General features: G+C 62.6%; 15 protein-coding genes. 2 read left to right on the top strand and 13 right to left on the bottom strand.

Annotated elements, in window-relative coordinates:
- Positions 1-4 precede the first annotated feature (4 nt).
- Together aceE and aceF are read left to right on the top strand one after the other, a co-directional pair.
- Positions 5-2,662 (top strand): pyruvate dehydrogenase (acetyl-transferring), homodimeric type, encoded by a 2,658-nt coding sequence (aceE, locus tag HV822_RS13685; protein WP_238870716.1) that lies wholly within the window; start codon positions 5-7, stop codon positions 2,660-2,662.
- Positions 2,663-2,672: 10 nt separating this feature from the next.
- Positions 2,673-4,328, top strand: coding sequence for a dihydrolipoyllysine-residue acetyltransferase (aceF, locus tag HV822_RS13680; RefSeq protein ID WP_238870715.1), 1,656 nt, complete (start codon positions 2,673-2,675; stop codon positions 4,326-4,328).
- A 69-nt stretch (positions 4,329-4,397) separates the two neighbouring features.
- Here aceF and HV822_RS13675 read toward each other — a convergent pair whose 3' ends face one another.
- The 13 genes from HV822_RS13675 to lpxB form a co-directional block, all read right to left on the bottom strand.
- Positions 4,398-7,502 carry an error-prone DNA polymerase gene (locus tag HV822_RS13675; protein ID WP_238873612.1) on the bottom strand — a complete coding sequence of 1,035 codons (3,105 nt, stop codon included), beginning with the start codon at positions 7,500-7,502 and terminating at the stop codon, positions 4,398-4,400.
- Complete coding sequence (locus tag HV822_RS13670; protein WP_238870714.1) at positions 7,478-8,887, bottom strand: Y-family DNA polymerase; 1,410 nt, start codon at positions 8,885-8,887, stop codon at positions 7,478-7,480. The genes HV822_RS13675 and HV822_RS13670 overlap by 25 nt, the downstream gene beginning before the upstream one ends.
- A 7-nt stretch (positions 8,888-8,894) precedes the next feature.
- On the bottom strand, positions 8,895-9,506 hold the full coding sequence (gene imuA, locus HV822_RS13665; protein ID WP_238870713.1) for a translesion DNA synthesis-associated protein ImuA: 612 nt from the start codon (positions 9,504-9,506) through the stop codon (positions 8,895-8,897).
- Between the two features lie 414 nt (positions 9,507-9,920).
- Complete coding sequence (gene ispD / locus HV822_RS13660; protein WP_238870712.1) at positions 9,921-10,619, bottom strand: 2-C-methyl-D-erythritol 4-phosphate cytidylyltransferase; 699 nt, start codon at positions 10,617-10,619, stop codon at positions 9,921-9,923.
- On the bottom strand, positions 10,616-10,888 hold the full coding sequence (ftsB, locus tag HV822_RS13655; protein ID WP_083724522.1) for a cell division protein FtsB: 273 nt from the start codon (positions 10,886-10,888) through the stop codon (positions 10,616-10,618). The genes ispD and ftsB overlap by 4 nt, the downstream gene beginning before the upstream one ends.
- 57 nt (positions 10,889-10,945) lie before the next feature.
- Entirely contained in the window at positions 10,946-12,235 is a 1,290-nt protein-coding gene (eno, locus tag HV822_RS13650; RefSeq protein WP_238870711.1) for a phosphopyruvate hydratase, read from the bottom strand.
- A 52-nt stretch (positions 12,236-12,287) separates the two neighbouring features.
- Positions 12,288-13,133: a 3-deoxy-8-phosphooctulonate synthase gene (gene kdsA / locus HV822_RS13645; protein WP_238870710.1), complete on the bottom strand. Its 846-nt coding sequence runs from the start codon at positions 13,131-13,133 to the stop codon at positions 12,288-12,290.
- Positions 13,134-13,166: 33 nt separating this feature from the next.
- Entirely contained in the window at positions 13,167-14,789 is a 1,623-nt protein-coding gene (locus HV822_RS13640; RefSeq protein ID WP_238870709.1) for a CTP synthase, read from the bottom strand.
- 131 nt (positions 14,790-14,920) lie between these two features.
- A complete protein-coding gene (gene tilS / locus HV822_RS13635; RefSeq protein WP_238870708.1) occupies positions 14,921-16,249 on the bottom strand; it encodes a tRNA lysidine(34) synthetase TilS in 1,329 nt (442 codons plus the stop codon).
- Positions 16,246-17,202, bottom strand: a complete 957-nt coding sequence (gene accA, locus HV822_RS13630) for an acetyl-CoA carboxylase carboxyl transferase subunit alpha (RefSeq protein WP_238870707.1) — start codon at positions 17,200-17,202, stop codon at positions 16,246-16,248. The genes tilS and accA overlap by 4 nt, the downstream gene beginning before the upstream one ends.
- Before the next feature lie 100 nt (positions 17,203-17,302).
- Positions 17,303-20,836, bottom strand: coding sequence for a DNA polymerase III subunit alpha (gene dnaE, locus HV822_RS13625; protein ID WP_238870706.1), 3,534 nt, complete (start codon positions 20,834-20,836; stop codon positions 17,303-17,305).
- An 88-nt stretch (positions 20,837-20,924) separates the two neighbouring features.
- The gene (rnhB, locus tag HV822_RS13620; protein ID WP_238873611.1) at positions 20,925-21,515 is read right to left on the bottom strand and encodes a ribonuclease HII; all 591 of its coding nucleotides are present in this window, start codon (positions 21,513-21,515) and stop codon (positions 20,925-20,927) included.
- Positions 21,516-21,526: 11 nt separating this feature from the next.
- On the bottom strand, positions 21,527-22,705 hold the full coding sequence (lpxB, locus tag HV822_RS13615) for a lipid-A-disaccharide synthase (protein ID WP_238870705.1): 1,179 nt from the start codon (positions 22,703-22,705) through the stop codon (positions 21,527-21,529).

Below are 22,705 nucleotides of genomic sequence, written 5' to 3'. Positions count from 1 at the left end.
CATAATGAAGCAAGACGATATTGATCCGCTCGAAACCCAGGAATGGCTCGACGCGCTGGAATCCGTGCTCGACAACGAAGGCGAAGACCGCGCGCATTACCTGATGACCCGCCTGAGTGAACTGGCCAGCCGCACCGGCACCCCGCTGCCCTACGCCATCACCACACCGTATCGCAACACCATCCCGGTTACCCACGAAGCACGCATGCCTGGCGACCTGTTCATGGAACGCCGCATCCGCTCGATGGTGCGCTGGAACGCATTGGCAATGGTCATGCGTACCAACCAGCAAGACCCGGACCTGGGCGGCCATATCTCGACCTTCGCCTCCAGCGCCACGCTGTACGACATCGGCTTCAACTACTTCTTCAAGGCACCGACCGACGAGCATGGCGGTGACCTGGTGTTCTTCCAGGGCCACGCCTCCCCCGGCATCTATGCCCGCGCCTTCCTTGAGGGCCGCATCAGCGAAGAGCAGATGGAAAACTTCCGCCAGGAGGTCGACGGCAAGGGCCTGTCGTCCTACCCGCACCCCTGGCTGATGCCCGACTTCTGGCAGTTCCCGACCGTCTCCATGGGCCTGGGCCCGATTCAGGCGATCTACCAGGCGCGCTTCATGAAATACCTGGAGCACCGCGGCTTTATCGAGCCCGGCAAGCAGAAGGTCTGGTGTTTTGTTGGCGACGGTGAAACCGACGAGCCGGAAACCCTGGGCGCCATCTCGCTGGCCGGTCGCGAGAAGCTGGACAACCTGATCTTCGTTATCAACTGCAACCTGCAGCGCCTGGACGGTCCGGTGCGGGGCAACGGCAAGATCATTCAGGAACTGGAAGGCAGCTTCCGCGGCGCCGACTGGAACGTTATCAAGGTGATCTGGGGCCGCATGTGGGACCCGCTGTTTGCCAAGGACGACAACGGCCTGCTGCAGCAGCGCATGGAAGAAGCCGTCGACGGCGACTACCAGAACTACAAGGCCAAAGACGGTGCCTTTGTACGCGAACACTTCTTCGGCACCCGCCCCGAGCTGCAGGAGATGGTCAAGGACCTCTCCGACGAAGAAATCTGGAAGCTCAACCGTGGCGGCCACGACCCCTACAAGGTCTATGCGGCTTACCACGACGCGGTCAACCACGAAGGTCAACCGTCAGTCATCCTGGCCAAGACCATCAAAGGGTACGGCACTGGCGCCGGCCAGGGCCAAAACACCGCGCACAACACCAAGAAAGTCGATATCGACAGCCTGAAGAAATTCCGCGACCGCTTCGACATCCCGGTCAACGATGATCAGCTGGAGAAACTGCCCTTCTACAAGCCGGAAGAAGGCAGCGCAGAATACAAGTACCTGCACGCCCGCCGCGAAGCACTGGGTGGCTATATGCCCCAGCGCCGCGTCGAAAGCCAGCGCGTACCGGTCCCGCCGCTGGACACCCTGAAGGCGATTCTGGACGGCACTGGCGACCGCGAGATCTCCACCACCATGGCCTTTGTGCGCATCCTGTCGCAGCTGGTCAAAGATAAGGAGCTGGGCTCGCGCATTGTGCCGATTGTCCCGGACGAGGCCCGTACCTTTGGTATGGAAGGCATGTTCCGTCAGCTCGGCATCTACTCCTCGGTCGGCCAGCTGTACGAGCCGGTCGACAAGGATCAGGTGATGTTCTACCGCGAGGACAAGAAAGGCCAGATCCTCGAGGAAGGCATCAACGAGGCCGGCGCCATGTCCAGCTGGATTGCCGCCGGTACTGCCTACAGCACCCATAACCAACCGATGCTGCCGTTCTACATCTTCTATTCGATGTTCGGCTTCCAGCGTATCGGCGATCTGGCCTGGGCCGCTGGCGACAGCCGCGCCAAGGGCTTTTTGATCGGCGGCACCGCTGGCCGTACCACGCTGAACGGTGAAGGTCTGCAACACGAAGACGGTCACAGCCACCTGCTGGCCTCGACCATCCCGAATTGTCGCAGCTACGACCCGACCTACGGCTACGAGCTGGCAGTGATCATTCGCGAAGGCGCACGCCGCATGATGGAGGAGCAGGAGAACGTCTACTACTACCTGACCGTCATGAACGAAGCCTACGCCCAACCGGCCATGCCCAAGGGCAAAGGCGTGGAAGACGGCATCATGCGCGGCATGTACCTGCTCGACTCCACCGGCAAACCGGGCGATCTACATGTGCAGCTGATGGGCTCCGGCACCATCCTGCGTGAAGTGCGTGAAGCCGCCGCCATTCTGAAAGACGATTTTGGCGTTACCGCCGACATCTGGAGCGTGACCAGCTTCAACGAGCTGCGCCGTGACGGCCTGGCAGTCGAGCGCGACAACCGTCTGCACCCGAGCCGCAAGGCCAAGGCCAGCTTTGTCGAGCAGTGCCTGGACAAGCGTCAGGGGCCGGTTATCGCCGCCACCGATTACATGAAGCTGTATGCCGACCAGATTCGCCAGTGGGTTCCGGCGCCGTACAAGGTGCTGGGCACCGATGGTTTCGGCCGCAGCGACAGCCGTCGCAAGCTGCGTCAGTTCTTCGAAGTGGACCGCCACTGGGTGGCCTACACCGCGCTCAGCGCGCTGGTGGAGCAAGGCAAGCTCAAGCCCAAGGTGCTGACCGACGCGCTCAAGGCATTCGGTATCGACCCTGCCAAGACCAACCCGCTGGACTGCTGAGGAGAACCCCATGAGTGAACTCATCAAGGTGCCCGACCTCGGCGGTGAAGGCGAGGTCATTGAAATTCTGGTCAAAGAAGGCGACCAGGTTGAAGCCGAACAATCGCTGGCCGTAGTCGAGTCTGACAAGGCGAGCATGGAAATTCCGTCGCCCAAGGCCGGCACGGTCAAAGCCATCAAGTTCAAGCTGGGCGACAGCCTGAAAGAAGGCGACCCGCTGATCGAGCTGGAAGTCGAAGGCGGCGAGCAAGCCAAGCAGGACGACACCAGCAAGCAACCTGCCAAAGCCGAGAGCAAGGCAGAGCAGCCCGCCGAGCCTAAAGCCGACACCAGCGCCGAGCAGCAAAAGCCGGCCGCTGGCGGGGGTAGCCGCAGCGAAGCCGTCAAGGTGCCCGACCTGGGTACCGACAGCGCCCGCGTGATCGAGATTCTGGTCAGCAAGGGCGACCAGGTCGAGGCTGACCAGTCGCTGCTGGTGCTGGAGTCTGACAAGGCCAGCATGGAGCTGCCCGCGCCCTTCTCTGGTGTCATCGAGTCGATCGACATCAAGCTGGAACAAGACGTGAAAACCGGCGATGTGATCATGCAGATGCAGGTCAGTGGCGGCGACGGCGAGACCAAGGCAGAGTCGCAGCCCGCTGGGCAGCAAGACAAGCAGAGCGACGCCAAGCAGGCCCCGGCTGCTGCCAGCAGCGACACCGCAAGCGAAGAGCCCGCCAGCCCGCCGCCGGTCGGCGGCCCGAGCCGCGAAGGCGCCAAGGTACACGCCGGCCCGGCGGTACGCATGCTGGCACGCGAGTTCGGCATCGACCTGACCGACGTCAAACCCACCGGCCCGCGTGACCGCATCCTCAAGGAAGATGTACAGAAACATGTGCAGGCCGTCATGCAGCAACGCAAGGCAGCCCCTGCCGGCGCAACCGGTGGCAGCGGTATCCCAGCGGTGCCGGAGGTCGACTTCTCGCGCTTTGGCGAAGTCGAGACCGTGAACATGACCCGCCTGCAGCAGGTCGGCGCCAGCAACCTGCACCGCAGCTGGCTCAACGTGCCGCACGTCACCCAGTTCGATCTGGCCAATATCAGCGCGCTGGAAGCCTTCCGCAAGGAGCAGAAAGCGGCTGCCGAGAAAGCCGGCGTCAAGCTGACCGTACTGCCCTTCCTGCTCAAGGCCTGTGCCCATCTGCTGCGTGAGCAGCCGAACTTCAACGTCTCGCTGGCAGCCAGTGGCAAGCAGCTGATTCAGAAGAAGTACGTGCACATCGGCTTTGCCGTAGACACCCCGGACGGCCTGCTGGTACCGGTTATCCGTGATGTCGACAAGAAGAGCCTGCTGCAGCTGGCAGCCGAAGCGGCCGAGCTGGCCGACAAGGCACGCAACAAGAAGCTCGGAGCCGACGCCATGCAAGGCGCCTGCTTCACCATTTCCAGCCTGGGCCACATCGGCGGCACCTACTTCACGCCGATCGTCAACAGCCCGGAAGTGGCGATTCTTGGCGTCTCCAAGGCCACCATGCAGCCAGTCTGGGATGGTGCCAGCTTCCAGCCGCAGCTGATGCTGCCGCTGTCCCTCTCCTACGACCACCGCGCCATCAACGGCGCAGCGGCCGCGCAGTTCACCAAGCGTCTGGGTGAGTTGCTGGGGGACATTCGGACCATGCTGCTGTAACAAAGCCCCCGGTCACGGTATGCCGTGACCGGGGCACACCTCTTTAGGAAGCACCACGCCTACAAACGCTCAATGGTAGTCCCGGCTGCGCACATCCAGTTTTTGTAGCAACCCGGTCCGATCATGCAGCTGCCGGGCAATCACATGACGCACACCATCGCGCGCCTCAAATTGACCGCGCACCTCCAGCAGGCGTGAGCCGCGCAGCACCGCGCGCTGCCGCTCGGCCAAGTCGTTCCAGACAATCACATTGACCATGCCAAACTCGTCTTCCAAGGTGACAAAAGTCACCCCGGTCGCCGTCTGCGGGCGCTGGCGGCCGATCACCAGACCAGCCACCCGCACCGACTGATCCGGCGCCAACGCCAGTAGCTCACGTGAGCTGCGACAACCCAGCTCACGCAGCTGCTCGCGCAGCAAGGCCAGCGGATGCGGGCCCATGCTGGTGCCGAGGCTCGCGTAGTCGGCCTCCATGTCTTCCACTACCGAGGGCTGCGGGATCACCGCCGGGCTTTCCGTTTGGTCATGCTGCGCCTGCAAGAGCGGCAACTGCGGCTCAACCCCGGCCACGGCCCAACGTGCGCGAAACCGATTACCCGCCAGCCCGCGCAGCGCGCCTGCGTCAGCCAGTTGCGCACGGGCACGATTACTAAAACCGCCCCGCTGGGCCAGGTCGGCGACATCAACAAAGTGCTGCTGGGCGCGCGCCTGCAATAACCGCTCGGCATCGTTTCGATTCAGGCCTTTTACCTGCCGCAACCCAAGGCGAATGGCCGGTTGCGCTCCCTCCTGCTCGACCGCTTCCAGCGAGCAGTCCCAGTCGCTGTAGCGCACATCCACCGGACGAATCTCGATCTTGTGGCGGCGCGCATCCTGCAGCAACTGGTCCGGGCTGTAGAAACCCATCGGCCAACTGTTGATCAGTGCACAGGTAAAGGCCGCCGGCTCATGACACTTCAGCCAGCTACTGGCATAGCTGAGCAAGGCAAAACTGGCGGCGTGGGACTCGGGAAAGCCGTAACTGCCAAAGCCTTTGATCTGCTCGAAGATACGCTCGGAGAAGGCCTGACTGTAGCCGCGCGCCAGCATGCCCTCGGTCAGCCGCTGGCGGTGGTGCTCCAACCCGCCGTGGCGCTTCCAGGCGGCCATTGAGCGGCGCAGTTCATCCGCCTCGCCCGGTGTGTAGCCAGCGGCAACAATCGCCAGCTCCATTACCTGCTCCTGAAACAGCGGCACGCCCAGAGTGCGCTCGAATACCTTGCGCAGCTCAGGTGAGGGATAGTCGACCGCTTCTTCTTTATTACGGCGCCGCAGGAAGGGATGCACCATGTCGCCCTGAATCGGGCCGGGCCGCACGATCGAGACCTGAATCACCAGGTCATAGAAACAGCGTGGCCGCAACCGTGGCAGCATCGCCATCTGCGCCCGCGACTCGATCTGAAACACACCCACGGTATCGGCGCGGCTGATCATCTCGTAGGTCGGCAAATCATCCTGCGGAATGCTCGCCAGCGTCAGATCCCGGCCACGGTGGCGCCGCAACAGGTCGAAGGTGCGACGCAGCGCGCTGAGCATGCCCAGCGCCAGCACGTCGACCTTGAGCATGCCGACCGCATCCAGGTCGTCCTTGTCCCACTGGATCACCGTGCGTTCGGCCATGCTGGCGTTCTCGACCGGCACCAGGGTATCGAGCGGCGCATCGGACATGACAAAGCCACCCGGATGCTGCGACAGGTGCCGGGGAAAGCCGATCAGCTCACCAGCCAGCGTCAGTACCCGATGCAGCCAGGGGTTATTCACGTCGAATCCGGCCTCGGCCAGACGCTCGGCGCTGGGCAGCTGCTTGCTCCAGCGACTGCAGCAGCACCCGAGCTGATCAATTTGCTCCTGCGGCAACCCGAGCGCGCGCGCCACATCACGTACTGCACCGGCCGACAGATAACGAGAGACCACCGCGGTCAGCGCGGCGCGTTCACGGCCATAGCGGCGAAAGATGTACTGGATGACCTCCTCACGCCGCTCGTGCTCAAAGTCCACATCGATATCCGGTGGCTCGTCACGCTCACGGGATATAAAGCGTTCAAACAGCAGGTTGCTGCGCGACGGATCAAGCTCGGTAATGCCGAGTGCAAAACATACGGCAGAGTTGGCGGCAGACCCGCGCCCCTGACAGAGAATCTGCTGCTCGCGGGCAAAGGCGACGATGTCCTGCACGGTCAGAAAGTAGCTGTCGTAGGCCTTCTCGGCAATCAGCGCCAGCTCGTGCTCCAGCTGCGTTCGCACCTTGTCACTGACGCCGTTTGGCCAACGCCAGGCCGCACCGCGCCAGGTCAGCTCACGTAACCAGCTGGACGACGTATGCCCCTCCGGCACCAGCTCACGCGGATACTGGTAGCGCAGCTCACTCATGTCGAACTGACAACGCGCGGCGATACGGCGGCTTTCCTCAAGCAACGCAGGCGGATAGATCGCCGCCAGCGCCGACAGGCTGCGCAAATGGCGCTCGCCATTGGCAAACAGCCGGCTACCCGCTTCCATGACCGTGCAGTGATGACGCAGCGCGGTCAGCGTGTCCTGCAGTGCGCGCCGTCCGCGCACATGCATGTGCACATCTCCCGCCGCAACGCTGGGCAAGCCGAGCCGCGCGGCCAGCCCCTGCAACTGATCCAGCTTGCACGCATCATCCGGCCCACGGTGCAGCTCGACCGTCAGCCAAAGCCGGCCTGGCAACAGCTGCTGCAATTGCCGACCGTGCTCCTCATCCTGGCCGTGGCGCGGCAGCCAAAGGCCCAGCAAACCGTCGAGTCCGTCGGCCAAATCCTCAAGCCGCAGACAGTACTCGCCCTTTTCAGCTCGGCGGCGGGCCAGGGTCAGCAAGCGGCAGAGGCGCTGATAGCCAGTCAGACTCTCGACCAGCAATACCAGTTTGGGGCCGTGCTCCAGCTGAATTTCACTGCCGACAATCAGCTTCAGGCCGCACTCATGCGCCGCCTGCCAGGCACGGACGATCCCGGCCAGGCTGGCCTCGTCGGTAATCGCCAAGGCGTCATAGCCGTGCTGGCGGGCGCGGGCAAACAGCTCCTGCGCACTGGACGCCCCGCGCTGAAAGCTGAAGTTGGAGAGACAATGCAGCTCGGCGTAGCCCGTGCTCATGCAAACCACCCATGCACCCAGAACGGGCCGGGGTGCCCGGCAGCATGAAAAGCCCAGGCCCGGCGCCCGTCGCGGGTTTCAATCAGGTAGTAGTCACGCCGCACGTCGTCGCCATCCCACCAGCCGGACTCAATCCGCTCCGGCCCGGCCAGCACCCGCGGGAACAGATCATTGAGCAGTACCGGTTCGGCCAGCAGCCAGCCGGGGCGCGGCCCGGCCGGACGCGCGGCGGCGTCACCCCGCTCCTGCGCCAACCAACTGCGCTCGGGGCGGTGTTCATCCACCGCCGCCAGCGGCTGCACTACCTTGTCGCCCAGGCGCGCGCGCAGTCGCTCACAGACCTGCAGCCAGTTCTGCGACTGCTGTGGCCGGTTACTGAACAGCTCTGCTGCGGCCGGTACAAAGCGCGGCAAGTCCTCGGCCAGCAGGGTCAGCGCCTGCACCGGTGCGGCAAGCTCCAACCGCTCCAGCCGCCCCCGCGCCAATTCAAACAGCCGCTCGCCGTCACGCTCTGCGCCCAACAAACCGACCGACACCTCACTGGCCGGCTGGCGGCGGTGCTCCAGTTGCAGCACAAAGCGCTGCACGCCACAGTCCCGCCCGGCCAGAAAGGTCGCCAGATCGCCAATCAAACGCCGTAACGGAAACAGCAGCGAGGTATTCGACTCGACATCAAAGTTGAACTCGATGCGCTGGCGAAAATGATCCGGTGGCTGATAACAACTCAGCGCCAGCGGATGATGCCCCTGCAACTGATCAAGATGTGCCAGCAACTGCGGCGGAAAACGCTTGGCCAGCCCGTCACGCGGTAGCTCCAGCACCTGCTGCAGGCGGCGCAAGCCCATGCGCTGCAAGCTCTCAATTAGCTCGCCCGGCAGGCCACTGCGCGCCACCGGCAAACGCTGCAGCTCGGCCGGTAGCGCCAGCTCGTCTACCGCCAAACCGTCTGCCACGTTGGCCAGCACCCGCGCTGCCAAGGGGTTGGGCGCCAGCACCAGCCGGTGCTGAAAGCCCAGCGCCTGCAGCTCGGCGCGCAGGCGTTGTTCAAGCTCAGGCCAGGGGCCGAACAGACGCAGGCTGGAGGCCACCTCCAGCAACAGAGTGCGCGGGAAATCCAAACTCACATGGCCGCTGAAACCATAGGCCCAACTGGCCAAAAACTGCTGCCAATACTCGGTCTGCGCCGGGTCGTGTTCAACCGTATCAAAGGATTCCAGCAGCGTCCGTGCCTGGGTCAGACTCTGCCCCGAACGTAGTCCCTGTGCACGCGCCGACTCATTGACTGCCTGCAACACACGCCGCTGCGGCGGCCCGCTGAGCAGCGCCAACGGCGCCGTTGGATCGTCACGGCTGCGTAGCACCGCATCCAGTGCCAACTGGGGAAAGAGAATGCAAAGCCAGCGCATGGCAGCCTCACAGCGAAACCGGCACAGACCGCACCGGCGCCACCCCGCCCCGGCACTTGAGCACCCGCCACTGCCTGGGCTGGCGCTCCTGCAGCAGCCTCAAGGGCGCTGGCGACGGGTTGTCTGCAGCGCGCCGATCACGCAGCACAAAAGCCAGGGTCTGGCCGCTGTCAGCCGCCACCTGCAAGCGCCGCAGGGCGCGGTCATCAACCTGCTCCGGCCAGCACAGCACAGCGCCGCAGCTGCCCGAGCGCAGACACTGCTCTGCCGCCCATAGCCGCTCAGCACCACTGACCTGCAGCAGCGACACCTGTGCCAGCATCACCCCCGCCGCCTGCCAGGCCGGCGCAAAGGGAATCGCCGGCGCCCCCACCAGCACCACCCGCTCCCCCGCCTGGGTCAAGCGCGCCAGCAGCGGCCAGAGCAACTGCAATTCGCCACTGCCGGGCGCGCCCAGCAGAATCTCGTTCAGCGCCGCCAGCTGCCAGCCACCACCGGGCAACAACGCATCCAGCGCCGCATGCCCGGTCGGCTGCTCAGCCACCGGCTCACTCCGCTGCCGCCCACGCCAGACACGACGCGTCTCCAGCAACCGATCAAGTGCAACCACCGCGCCCATGAAAACCTCAGCAAAACACTGTATATACGTACAGCATATTTATTCACATGGTATCGGTCAATTGCAAACAGACAGGCACGACCAACGGTCTGCGATCACGGCGCTAGGAGTGGCCTGCACGCGGTATTGTCTATTGCGGACGCGACATGTCGCGTCCCTACGGGTGGGTGTTCTTTGGGCATACGTGGCACAGGAGGTCGCAGGCGGTGCCGACGCCTGCGGGCGTAGGGCCACGGCATGCCGTGGCCGTGCATCGGTTATGCACGGAGTAGAGCGAGGGTGCGGACGCGATATATCGCGTCCCTGCGAGGGGGCCAGCGCAGATTCGCGAGATTGGCGTAGGGGCACAGCATGCTGTGCCCGAAAGGCGTCGATACCACGCAAGGAAGCCAGCTCAATCGCTGGCAAGCAGGATCAGCAATCCCGCTGACGCAACCACTCCAGATCCTCAGGACGAGTAATCTTCAAATTATCAGCCCGCCCCTCAACCAACAACGGCGCCTGCCCCGCCCACTCCATGGCAGAAGCCTCATCGGTAATCAGCGCACCCGCTGCCAGCGCGGCGCTAAGCGCCTGCTGCAAGGGGCCGAGACGAAACATCTGCGGGGTATAGGCCTGCCAGAACTGGCTGCGGTCCGGCGTTGCCGTAACCCGCCCATCTGGGCCGATCTGCTTGAGGGTGTCGCGCACCGGTACCGCCAGCAAGCCGCCGACCGGATCACTTGCCAGCGTACTCAGCAGCTTGTGCAGGTCGCCATCGGTGAGATTGGGGCGGGCCGCATCGTGCACCAGCACCCAATCGTCATCGGCCGCACCCAGCTCACGCAGTGCGATAAGGCCGTTGAGCACCGAATCGGCGCGCTCGCGCCCACCGACAGCACGGGCAATACGCCCATCCCGGGCGCAGGGCAGCGTTGGCCACCAGCCATCATCAGCAGACAGGGAAACCACCAACCCGCGCAGCCCCGGTTGGTCCAGGAAGCAGGCCAGTGTGTGTTCAATCAGGGTGCGTTGACCCCAGAGAAGGTATTGCTTGGGGCGATCTGCCTGCATGCGCGCGCCGACGCCGGCGGCGGGCAGAACTACCCAGAAATCAGGTGTAGCGGCGCTCATGGCTCGCTCAATTGGAACAGGGTTTCACCCTCTTTGACCATACCCAGCTCACGGCGGGCACGCTCTTCAACGGTCTCAAGCCCCTGCTTGAGTTCGATGACCTCAGCGGTCAGCACGCGGTTACGCTCCAGCAGTTGCTCGTTCTCGCGCGCTTGCGCGGCGATCTGCTGCTTGAGCTGCGACACATGGGCAAGACTGCCCTCACCAACCCAAAGCCGGTATTGCAGTGCCGCCAACAGTGACAGCGTAATCAGCCAGAGCCATTTCAAGCCGGGTGCTCCCGTTGAGGAACGGCGGGTACGCGTGCGCGTAACCCGCCAGAGCGATCAGCCGCGGAACTCGGCGCGACCCTTGTAGGGCGCCTTGCCAGCCAGTTGCTCTTCGATACGCAGCAGCTGGTTGTACTTGGAAACGCGGTCGGAACGGCACAGCGAACCCGTCTTGATCTGACCGGCAGCGGTACCCACAGCCAGGTCGGCGATGGTGCTGTCTTCGGTCTCGCCAGAACGGTGCGAGATGACGGCAGTAAAGCCGGCAGCCTTGGCCATCTGGATCGCTTCCAGGGTCTCGGTGAGCGAGCCGATCTGGTTGAACTTGATCAGGATGGAGTTGCCGATCTGCTCGTCGATACCGCGCTTGAGAATCTTGGTGTTGGTCACAAACAGATCGTCGCCAACCAGCTGTACCTTCTCGCCAATCTTGTCGGTCAGGACTTTCCAGCCAGCCCAGTCGGACTCGTCCATGCCATCTTCGATGGAGATGATCGGGTAGCGCTGGGTCAGGCCCGCCAGATAGTCAGCAAAACCGGCAGCATCGAATACCTTGCCTTCGCCAGCCAGATCGTAGTTGCCGTCCTTGTAGAACTCGGAGGAAGCGCAGTCCAGTGCCAGCGTAACGTCGTCACCCAGGGTGTAACCGGCGTTGGCAACGGCTTCGGCGATGGCGGCCAGTGCGTCTTCGTTGGACGCAAGGTTCGGCGCAAAGCCACCTTCATCACCCACGGCAGTGTTCAGGCCACGGGCCTTCAGAACCGCTTTGAGGTGGTGGAAAATTTCAGCGCCCATACGCAGCGCGTCGGCGAAGTTCTTGGCGCCAACCGGCTGAACCATGAACTCCTGAATGTCGACGTTGTTGTCGGCGTGCTCACCACCGTTGATGATGTTCATCATCGGCACCGGCATGGAGTAAACGCCGGGGGTGCCGTTCAGATCGGCAATGTGCGCGTACAGCGGCACGCCCTTGGCCTGAGCAGCGGCCTTGGCAGCAGCCAGGGAAACAGCCAGGATGGCGTTGGCGCCCAGCGTAGCCTTGTTCTCGGTACCGTCCAGCTCGATCATGGCGCGGTCCAGCTCAGCCTGAGCAGTCGCATCACGACCAACCAGCAGCTCGCGGATGGGGCCATTGATATTGGCAACAGCCTTGAGCACGCCCTTGCCCAGATAACGGCTCTTGTCGCCATCACGCAGCTCCAGCGCTTCGCGCGAACCGGTGGAGGCGCCGGAGGGTGCGCAGGCGCTGCCCATGATGCCGCCTTCCAGAATCACGTCCGCTTCAACGGTCGGATTGCCGCGCGAGTCCAGAACCTCACGTCCCTTGATATCAATGATTTTTGCCATCTTTACTTGCTAGCTCCGTATGTCGAGTCAATCGGGTGAAAGCGGTAGCGGCTCAAGCCGTTTCCAGCGTCGGGAAGCTCTTGATCAGCTCATCAAGCGACTTCAACTGGGCAAGGAACGGCTCCAGCTTGTCCAGGCGCAGGGCACAGGGGCCATCGCACTTGGCGTTGTCAGGATCAGGGTGTGCTTCAAGGAAGAGACCGGCCAAGCCCTGGCTCATGCCTGCCTTGGCCAGATCGGTAACCTGGGCACGACGACCGCCGGCCGAGTCACTGCGGCCACCCGGCATCTGCAGGGCGTGGGTCACGTCGAAGAATACCGGGTACTCGAACTGCTTCATGATGCCGAAGCCGAGCATGTCGACGACCAGGTTGTTATAGCCGAAGGAGGAACCGCGCTCGCACAGCACCAGACGGTCATTGCCCGCCTCTTCACACTTGGTGAGGATGTGCTTCATTTCCTGCGGCGCGAGGAACTGGGCCTTCTTGATGTTGATCACGGCATTGGTCTTGGCCATGGCCACAACCAGATCAGTCTGCCGGGACAGGAAGGCCGGCAGCTGGATAATGTCACAGACTTCGGCAACCGGCGCAGCCTGATGGGGCTCGTGCACATCGGTGATCACCGGCACGTTGAAGGTGCGCTTAACCTCTTCAAAGATCTTCAGCCCCTCGTCCAGGCCGGGGCCACGGAAGGAGTTGATCGAGGAACGGTTGGCCTTGTCGAAGCTGGCCTTGAACACATAGGGGATACCCAGCTGCTCGGTCACTTCGACGTAGCGTTCACAGATCTGCATGGCCAGATCACGGGACTCCAGTACGTTCATCCCGCCGAACAGCACGAAAGGTTTGTCGTTGGCCATTTCGATATCGCCAACGCGCACGATTTTCTGTGTCATGAACCAGCCTCTTGTCTGGACGTTTGTCTGGGCTTAGCCGCGCTGCTTGAGCGCCGCACCGATAAAGCCGCTGAACAGCGGGTGGCCGTACCGGGGCGTGGAGGTAAATTCCGGGTGGAACTGACACGCCACAAACCACGGGTGATCACCCACTTCGACCACCTCGACCAGCGCGCCGTCACCGGAGCGACCGGAGATTTGCAGCCCGCCGGCCTGCAGATCGGGCAGCAGGTTGTTGTTGACCTCGTAGCGGTGACGGTGACGCTCGACGATCACGTCCTTGCCGTAGCAGGCGTGGGCCTTGGAACCCGGCTCCAGCGAGCACTCCTGAGCGCCCAGACGCATGGTGCCGCCCAGATCAGAGGCCTCCGTGCGCAGCTCGGTTTCACCGGATGCGTCCTGCCACTCGGTGATCAGACCGACAACCGGGTGACCGGAGGTCTTGTCGAACTCGGTGGAGTTGGCATCGTTCCAGCCCAGCACGTTGCGGGCGTACTCGATGACGGCCACCTGCATGCCCAGGCAGATGCCCAGGTAGGGAATCTTGTTCTCGCGGGCGTAACGCACCGCGGCAATCTTGCCTTCAACACCACGGGAGCCGAAGCCGCCCGGCACCAGCACGGCGTCTACGCCGTCCAGCAGCGACAGGCCCTGCTGCTCGATGTCTTCGGAGTCGATATAACGCACATTAACCTTGGTGCGCGCCTGAATACCGGCATGGCTGAGCGCTTCGATCAGCGACTTGTAGGCATCCAGCAGCTCCATGTACTTGCCGACCATAGCGATGGTGACTTCGTGCTCAGGGTTGAGCTTGGCATCGACCACGCGCTCCCATTCGGCCAGATCAGCCGAACCGCACTCCAGACCAAAGCGCTCGACAACGAAGTCGTCCAGGCCCTGGGCGTGCAGTACGGAGGGAATGCGATAAATGGTATCAACGTCTTCCAGACCGATAACCGCACGCTCTTCCACGTTGGTGAACAGCGCGATCTTGCGGCGTGAGGACAGATCGATCGGATGGTCGGAGCGGCAGATCAGCACGTCAGGCTGCAGGCCGATGGAGCGCAGCTCCTTCACCGAGTGCTGGGTCGGCTTGGTCTTGGTCTCGCCAGCGGTAGCAATGTAGGGCACCAGTGTCAGGTGCATCAGCATGGCGCGCTTGGCACCCACTTCTACTCGCAGCTGGCGGATAGCCTCAAGGAACGGCTGGGATTCGATGTCACCCACGGTACCGCCGATCTCGACCAGCGCCACGTCGGCATCGCCAGCACCCTTGATGATGCGGCTCTTGATCTCGTCGGTGATATGCGGGATGACCTGAATGGTCGCGCCCAGATAATCACCGCGGCGTTCTTTACGCAGCACGTCGGCGTAGACGCGGCCGGTGGTGAAGTTGTTGTTCTGGCTCATGGTGGCGTTGACGAAACGCTCGTAATGGCCCAGATCAAGGTCAGTCTCGGCGCCATCGTGGGTTACAAAGACTTCGCCGTGCTGGAAGGGGCTCATGGTGCCCGGATCCACGTTGATATAAGGATCCAGCTTGAGCATGGTGACCTTCAAACCGCGTGCCTCGAGGATCGCCGCGAGGGATGCCGATGCAATGCCCTTGCCCAAAGAAGAAACAACACCACCCGTGACGAAGATGTAGCGCGTCATGAAAAACCCATAGATTGAACAGTTAAGCGGCTTGCACCGCGAGGAATTCGAAGGGAGTCAGCGGCGACCTGAACGGCCAGCCAAAGTCTCGACAAGATGGGAAGTCAGGATACCAGACAGCCCCCGCTTGCTCAATCCGAAACCGGCTTCCAACTGACCGTAAAACCATTGCCTGCACCCTCGACCAAAGCCCGCTCCGCGTTCCAGCGCCCAGCCACCGACACCAGCTCGCCGCCAGAGTATAGCAACGGTACTGACGGGCGCAGCCAGACAGGAATATGAGCCTCCTGCAGCAGCTGTTTTACTGACTGAGTCGGCCGCCCGGCCAGTTTGATCTGCTCCCCGCCCTGACGATAACGCACCTGCCAACCCGCGGAGCCCGGGTCACGTAAACCACCCGCCTGCGGTCGACAAGACAGCGCGCCGTTACCCGTCAGCGCCAGCTCCCCGCGCAGCGGCAACAAAGCCTGCTCGCTGCGCGCCGGCGCCCACTGCGCCGGAACCAGCCAAAGACGATCTGACGAACGGTACAGAGCGCAGCCATCGAGTGTCAGCTGCGGCTGCGCATCAGCGCCGGCAGCCAGTTGCTGCTGTATCTGCAGCAACTGACGTTGATCCGGCATGCGCACCGCCTGCTGGCGCAGCCAGCTGCGTAGCAGATTTCGTTGCCTAGCGGCCGACAAGCTCAGTAGCGGAGCCAGCAACAGCCTCGACCAGCAGGCCAGCCACGGATCAGCACTGACATCTACCACCAGCTGCAGATCATCCAGCGCCAGCTCATCCAGCAAGGCGCTAGCCTCCTCGGCATGCTCGGCCAGTCGCAACAGGCTGCGATCCAGCTGCGGCCACTCGTGGCGCAACCCCGGCAAAACCCGGTGGCGCAGGGCTGTGCGCGCAAAGCGCTCATCGGCATTGGCCGGGTCTTCAATCCAGTCCAGCCCCCGCTGCCGAGCCCAAGCCTCCAGCTCACTGCGCCGCCAGCCGAGCAGCGGGCGCGACAGCCAGCCAGCACCCAGCGCACGGCGCGCTGGCATGCCGCTTAACCCGCGCACACCGGTGCCGCGCATCAGCCGAAACATCACCGTTTCCAGTTGATCATCGCGGTGATGCGCCAGCAGCAACTCGGCGCCGGGTGCCAGCACCTCAGCAAAAGCCGCGTAGCGGGCATCACGCGCCGCCTCCTCGATACTCGCACCCTGCCCCACCTGCACACGCACCACCGTCAGCGGCACACCGCGCGCATCGCAGGCACGCTGGCAGTGCGCCGCCCAGGCGTCAGCCTCGGGATGCAATCCGTGATGAACATGAATGGCGTGAAGCGGGGGAATAGCAGAGAGTTGGCGGGCCTGGCTGAGCAGCTCCAGCAGAACCATCGAATCCAGGCCGCCGGACAACCCCAGCCACCAGGCCGGGGCGCCCATGCAGGGGCCGAGCTGCGCCAGCAGCCCCTGCGGGTTCACTGAATACCGAAGGACATCAGACGCTGATAGCGGGCGTCGAGCAGCTCATCACTGGAATGGGCATCCAGCTTGGCCAGCTGGGTCAGCAACTGCTGTTTGATGCGCTCGGCCGTTTCCTGAGGTGCGCGCTGTGCGCCGCCCAGTGGCTCGGGGATCAGCGTATCCACCAGGCCAAGCTCTTTCAGACGCTCAGCGGTGATACCCATGGCGGCAGCCGCGTCGGCGGCTTTCTCGGCGCTCTTCCAGAGAATCGACGCACAGCCTTCAGGCGAAATAACCGAGTAGGTAGAGTACTGCAGCATCATCAGGTGGTCGCAAACACCGATGGCCAGCGCACCGCCGGAACCGCCTTCACCGATAACGGTAGCGATGATCGGTGTCTTCAGACGCGACATCACCTGCAGGTTCCAGGCAATGGCTTCGCTCTGGCCGCGCTCTTCAGCGTCAATACCCGGGTAGGCGCCGGGGGTGTCGATGAAGGTGACGATCGGCATTTTGAAGCGCTCGGCCATCTCCATCAGGCGGCAGGCCTTGCGGTAGCCTTCAGGCTTGGGCATGCCGAAGTTGCGGCGCACCTTTTCCTTTACGTCACGGCCTTTCTGGTGACCAATGACCATGACCGCGCGGCCGTCCAGACGAGCAATACCGCCCACAATAGCGGCGTCGTCAGCAAAGTGGCGATCACCGTGCAGCTCTTCAAAGTCGGTAAAGATGTGGCGAATGTAATCCAGCGTGTAGGGGCGCTGCGGGTGGCGCGACATTTGCGCGACCTGCCAGCTGCTCAGGTTGCCGAAGATGCTCTCGGTCAGGGACTTGCTCTTCTCCTGCAGCCGGCTGATTTCTTCGGTGATGTTCAGCGCGTTGTCACTGCCGACCAGACGCAGCTCTTCGATTTTGGCCTGCAGGTCGGCGATCGGCTGTTCAAACTCCAAGTATTTCTGGCTGTTGCTCATAGGCATCCATCATCCGCTTGCGCCCAACGTGGGCATCCAAAAAAGTGTCGCAAATAACCTTACGGGATTGCCGGGCGCCCGTCGAGCATCCGGCTTTGCGCTATCTATAGTGCAAGGAGACGCTGTCTTTGCCCAACTGGTCACGCAGCCCCTGCAACAGGTCGTCAGCCGGCTCTACCTTCCAGTCATCCCCCAGGCGCAGCAAGGCTGCCGCGTCAGCGCGTTGGTACTCAATAGTCACCGGGCAACCGCCACGGTACTGCTTGAGCAGACCGGCCATGCGGTTGAGCGCATCTTCGCCGTGCTGCGCGCTGTCGATGTTGATACGCACACTGTCCAGCAAACCAGTGCGTGCGTCTTCCAAACTCATCACGCGCTTGGCACGCACCCGCATGCCACCGGAAAAGTCATCCACCGCCACCTCGCCCTCAACCACCAGCAAGGCGTCCTTCTGCAGCAGCGCCTGGGCCGCCAGATAGGCTTCGGAGAACAGCGATACTTCAATCCGCGCCGAGCGATCATCCAGGGTGACAAAGCCCACCTTGTCGCCGCGTTTGTTCTTCATTACACGCAGATCAAACACCAGGCCGGCAATGGTCTGGCTATCACGCGAAGGCTTCAAATCGAGAATACGCTGGCGAGCAAAGCGGCGAATTTCACGCTCGTACTCGTCAATCGGGTGACCGGTCAGATACAGCCCCAGGGTGTCCTTCTCACCCCGCAGGCGCTCCTTGAAGCTCCACTCGCGCACAGTGCGGTAGGCCTCGTAAACATCCCGCTCGGCAGATGGCCCGAGCAAATCGCCAAACAGGTCATCGTGACCGGAATCGGCGCTGCGGGCGGTCTGCTCGGCCGAGGCAATCGCCTCTTCCATGGCCGACATCAAGGCCGCGCGGTTGCGATCAATCTGTTTCTGGTAGGCCTGCGGCTCTTCAGCAAAGAAGGGACCAAGACGATCCAGCGCGCCACTGCGAATCAGCGCTTCCATCACCCGCTTGTTGATGCGCTTAAGGTCTACCCGGGCGCAAAAATCAAACAGGTCATTGAAGCGGCCACCGGCCTGACGCGTCTCGACGATGGTCTCCACCGGGCCTTCACCGACACCCTTGATGGCACCAAGGCCGTACACCACATCACCGGCGTCATCCACGGTGAACTTGTACTCGGAGACGTTCACGTCCGGCGGCTGAATACGCAGCTTCATGCTGCGACACTCTTCGATCAGCGTCACCACCTTGTCGGTGTTGTGCATATCCGCCGAGAGCACCGCCGCCATGAAAGGCGCCGGGTAATGCGCCTTCAGCCAGGCAGTCTGGTAGGACACCAGACCGTAGGCTGCCGAGTGCGACTTGTTGAAGCCGTAACCGGCAAATTTTTCTACCAGGTCAAAGATGTTACCAGCCAGATCCGCATCGATACCGTTGTTGGCGCAGCCTTCGATGAAGCCGCCGCGCTGCTTGGCCATCTCTTCCGGCTTCTTCTTACCCATCGCCCGGCGCAGCATATCCGCGCCGCCCAGCGTGTAGCCCGCCATCACCTGGGCAATCTGCATGACCTGTTCCTGATACAGGATGATGCCGTAGGTGGGCTTGAGCACCGGCTCCAGACCCGGGTACTGGTAGTTGGGGTGCGGGTAGGAAATTTCTTCGCGGCCGTGCTTACGGTTAATGAAGTCGTCAACCATGCCTGACTGCAGCGGGCCCGGACGGAACAGGGCCACCAATGCAATCATATCTTCCAGGCAGTCGGGCTTGAGCTTCTTGATCAGCTCTTTCATGCCGCGCGATTCAAGCTGGAAAACGGCCGTGGTTTCCGCCTTCTGCAGCATTGCGTAGGTCGGCGCATCGTCCAGCGGGATCAGGTCAATATTGACCAGCTCTTCGTCGCTCGCACCCTCTTCACGCTGTTTGCGATGGATGGTTTCCATCGCCCATTTGATGATGGTCAGCGTACGCAGGCCGAGGAAGTCAAACTTCACCAGGCCCGCCGCTTCAACGTCGTCCTTGTCGAACTGGGTAACCAGACCACCACCAGACTCATCGCAGTACAGCGGCGCAAAGTCGGTCAGCTTGGTCGGGGCGATAACCACACCGCCGGCGTGCTTACCGACGTTACGGGTAATACCCTCAAGCTTGAGGGCCATGTCCCAGATTTCCTGGCCTTCCTCGTCGTTGGCAAGAAAGTCGCGCAGCATCTCTTCCTGCTCGAAGGCCTTGGTCAGCGTCATGCCGACCTCAAACGGGATCATCTTCGACAGTTTGTCGGCCAGACCGTAGGACTTGCCCTGCACCCGCGCTACATCGCGCACGACCGCCTTGGCGGCCATGGTACCGAAGGTGATGATCTGCGATACCGCGTTACGGCCGTAGGCATCCGCCACGTAGTCAATAACGCGGTCGCGCCCTTCCATGCAAAAGTCGACGTCAAAGTCGGGCATGGAAACACGCTCGGGGTTAAGGAAGCGCTCGAACAGCAGGTCATAGGCCAGCGGATCAAGGTCGGTAATCAGCAGCGAATACGCCACCAGCGAGCCCGCCCCGGAACCCCGGCCCGGCCCAACCGGCACGCCGTTGCCCTTGGCCCACTTGATAAAGTCCATCACGATCAGGAAGTAGCCGGGAAAGCCCATCTGATTGATGATATCGAGCTCGAAGTTCAGACGGTCGATATAGACCTGACGCTTGGCGTCGTAGTCCGGCGTACCCGGCGGCAGAATGACCTTGAGGCGCTCCTCCAGCCCCTCAAAGGAGACCTTCTTGAAGAACTCGGCTTCGGTCATCCCCTCAGGCACCGGAAAGTCCGGCAGGAAGTATTTGCCCAGCTGCACATCGATATTGCAGCGCTTGGCAATCTCGACGCTGTTTTCCAGCGCTTCGGGGATGTCAGAGAACAGCTCTGCCATCTCGTCCGCCGTTTTCAGGTACTGCTCTTCGCTGTACTGACGGACCCGGCGCGGATCATCCAGCGCGCGCCCTTCGCCGATACAGACACGTGTCTCATGGGCCTCAAAATCGCTGCGTTTGAGAAAGCGCACGTCATTGGTCGCTACCACCGGACAGCAGCTACGTGCCGCCAGCGCGACCGCCGCGTGCACGTGCTCCTCATCATTGACCCGGCTGGTGCGCTGCAGCTCCAGATAGAAACGCCCGGGGAACACGCCCATCCAATACGCCAGCAGATCATCAGCCCGCGCAGGGCTGGAGGACAGCAACGCCAGCCCCACCTCGCCCTCCTTCGCCGCGGACAGCGCAATCACGCCCTCACTGGCCTCGGCTACCCACTCACGACGAACAGTCACCAAGCCGTTGCGCTGGCCTTCGGTAAAGCCGCGGGACACCAGCTCAGTCAGGTTGCGGTAACCCTTAGGGTCCATCGCCAGCAGGCTGATACGGGTCAGGACGCTGTCATCCTCGGCATCGGTCAGCCACAGATCGACCCCGGAGATCGGCTTGATACCGGCGCCAGTCGCGGTTTTGTAGAACTTGACCAGACTGCACATATTGTTCTGGTCGGTGATCGCCACCGCCGGCATGCCCGCCTCGCCGACGGCCTTGATCAAGGGCTTAACCTTGACCAGCCCATCGACCAGGGAATATTCACTGTGGACACGCAGGTGAATGAAAGAAGGTGACATGGAAATCCTGTTTCAGATGGCGGAATGTCAGGCAGAGAATTGTAGCGACGGGGGACTGCTGCGGCCAGTCGCAGCAGGCAGAACTGGGTTACTGTTCCAGCGCCTTGCGCACTGGGCCGAATGAACGGCGGTGAATGGGGGTCGCGCCCAGCTCGCGCAGCGCGGCCAGGTGAACTGGCGTGGGATAGCCCTTGTGGCCGGCAATGCCATAGCCGGGGTACTGCTGATCCAGCTCTAGCATCTCGCGGTCGCGAGCAACCTTGGCAAGAATGGAGGCAGCGGCGATGGCCGGCACACGACTGTCACCCTTGACCACCGGCTCACTGCGCATCGGCAATACCGGGCAGCGGTTGCCATCGACCAGCACCAGGGTCGGCTGTACATCCAGGCCGGCCACCGCCCGCTGCATCGCCAGCATGGTGGCGTGCAAAATATTCAGACGGTCGATTTCGTCTACCTCGGCGCGGGCGATACACCAGGCCAGTGCGCGCTCCTGAATCAGCGGAAACAACGTCTCGCGACGCGCCTCGGTGAGCTTCTTGGAGTCGTTTAGCCCCTCAATCGGCCGGGTCGGGTCAAGGATAACTGCGGCGGTAACAACTGCGCCGCACAGCGGGCCGCGGCCCACCTCATCGACCCCCGCCACCAGCTCGTCGTCAGCCGGCGTTGCCCAGTCCATGAGTAGCTGGCTCACAGCTTACCTCGCGCGCCTAACAGCTCGGCAATGGCCTCGGCAGCGCTGTGGTCGGCATCACGGCGCAGCATCTGGTGCAGTTCAAGGAACGTCTGTTCGGTTTCCACCCGCTCGGCCGTTGGCAACAGCCGCTCCAGCAGCGCCGGCCCCATAGCCTCGGCAGTGGCTGCATCCTGCAGAAACTCGGGCGCCACTTCACGGCCGGCCAGCAAGTTGGGCAACGACACGTGCCCCACTTTGACCAGGCGCTTGAGAATACGGAAGGTCAGCCCGGCCATGCGGTAGGCCACCACCATCGGACGTTTGAACAGCATGGCTTCGAGCGTCGCGGTGCCGGAGGCGATCAATACGGCGTCGCAGGCTGCCAGCACCTCGTGCGCCTGGCCATCATAGAGCGTCAGTGGCAGCTCAAGGCCGGTCTCGGCCAGAATCGTCTCCATCTGCTGCCGGCGCTCGGGACTGGCGCACGGCATGATGAACTGCAGCTCCGGCTGGCGCTCAAGACACCAGGCAGCGGTCTCAAGAAAGACGCGCCCCAGCTTACGCAGCTCGCCGTTGCGGCTGCCGGGCAGCAGCGCGAGAATACGTGCGTCTTGCTGCAACCCCAGAGATTGGCGCGCAGCGGCCCGGTCCGGCTCCAGCGCAATGCGGTCAGCCAGCGTGTGGCCGACACAGCGCACAGCCACACCGTGGCGGCGATACACCTCTTCCTCAAAGGGGAACAGGGTCAGCATCAAGTCGGTAGACTGGGCGATACCCAGCACCCGCTTTTCACGCCATGCCCACACCGACGGACTGACGTAATGCACGGTGGGAATACCCACATCGCGCAGGCGCTGCTCAACCCCCAGGGTGAAATCCGGCGCATCAATGCCAATAAAAACGTCTGGCTGTTCCTGCTTGAGGTAGTCCACCAGCTCGCGACGGATACGCAGCAGCTCGCGCAGACGACCCAGCACCTCAATCAGGCCCATCACCGCCAGACGCTCCATCGGTACGCGGGTCTGCATACCTTCGGCCAGCATACGCGGACCACCGATACCGATAAAACGTGCATTGGGGAAGCGTTGTTTCAGTGCAGCGATCAACCCGGCACCGAGCGTATCGCCGGAGGCTTCACCAGCAACCAGCGCGATACACAGGGGTTTATCGGAGCGCACAGCTGTATCGGCCAT

This window comes from Halopseudomonas maritima (genome assembly GCF_021545785.1).
Taxonomy (GTDB): domain Bacteria; phylum Pseudomonadota; class Gammaproteobacteria; order Pseudomonadales; family Pseudomonadaceae; genus Halopseudomonas; species Halopseudomonas maritima.
This window is presented reverse-complemented; position numbering and strand designations above follow the sequence as displayed.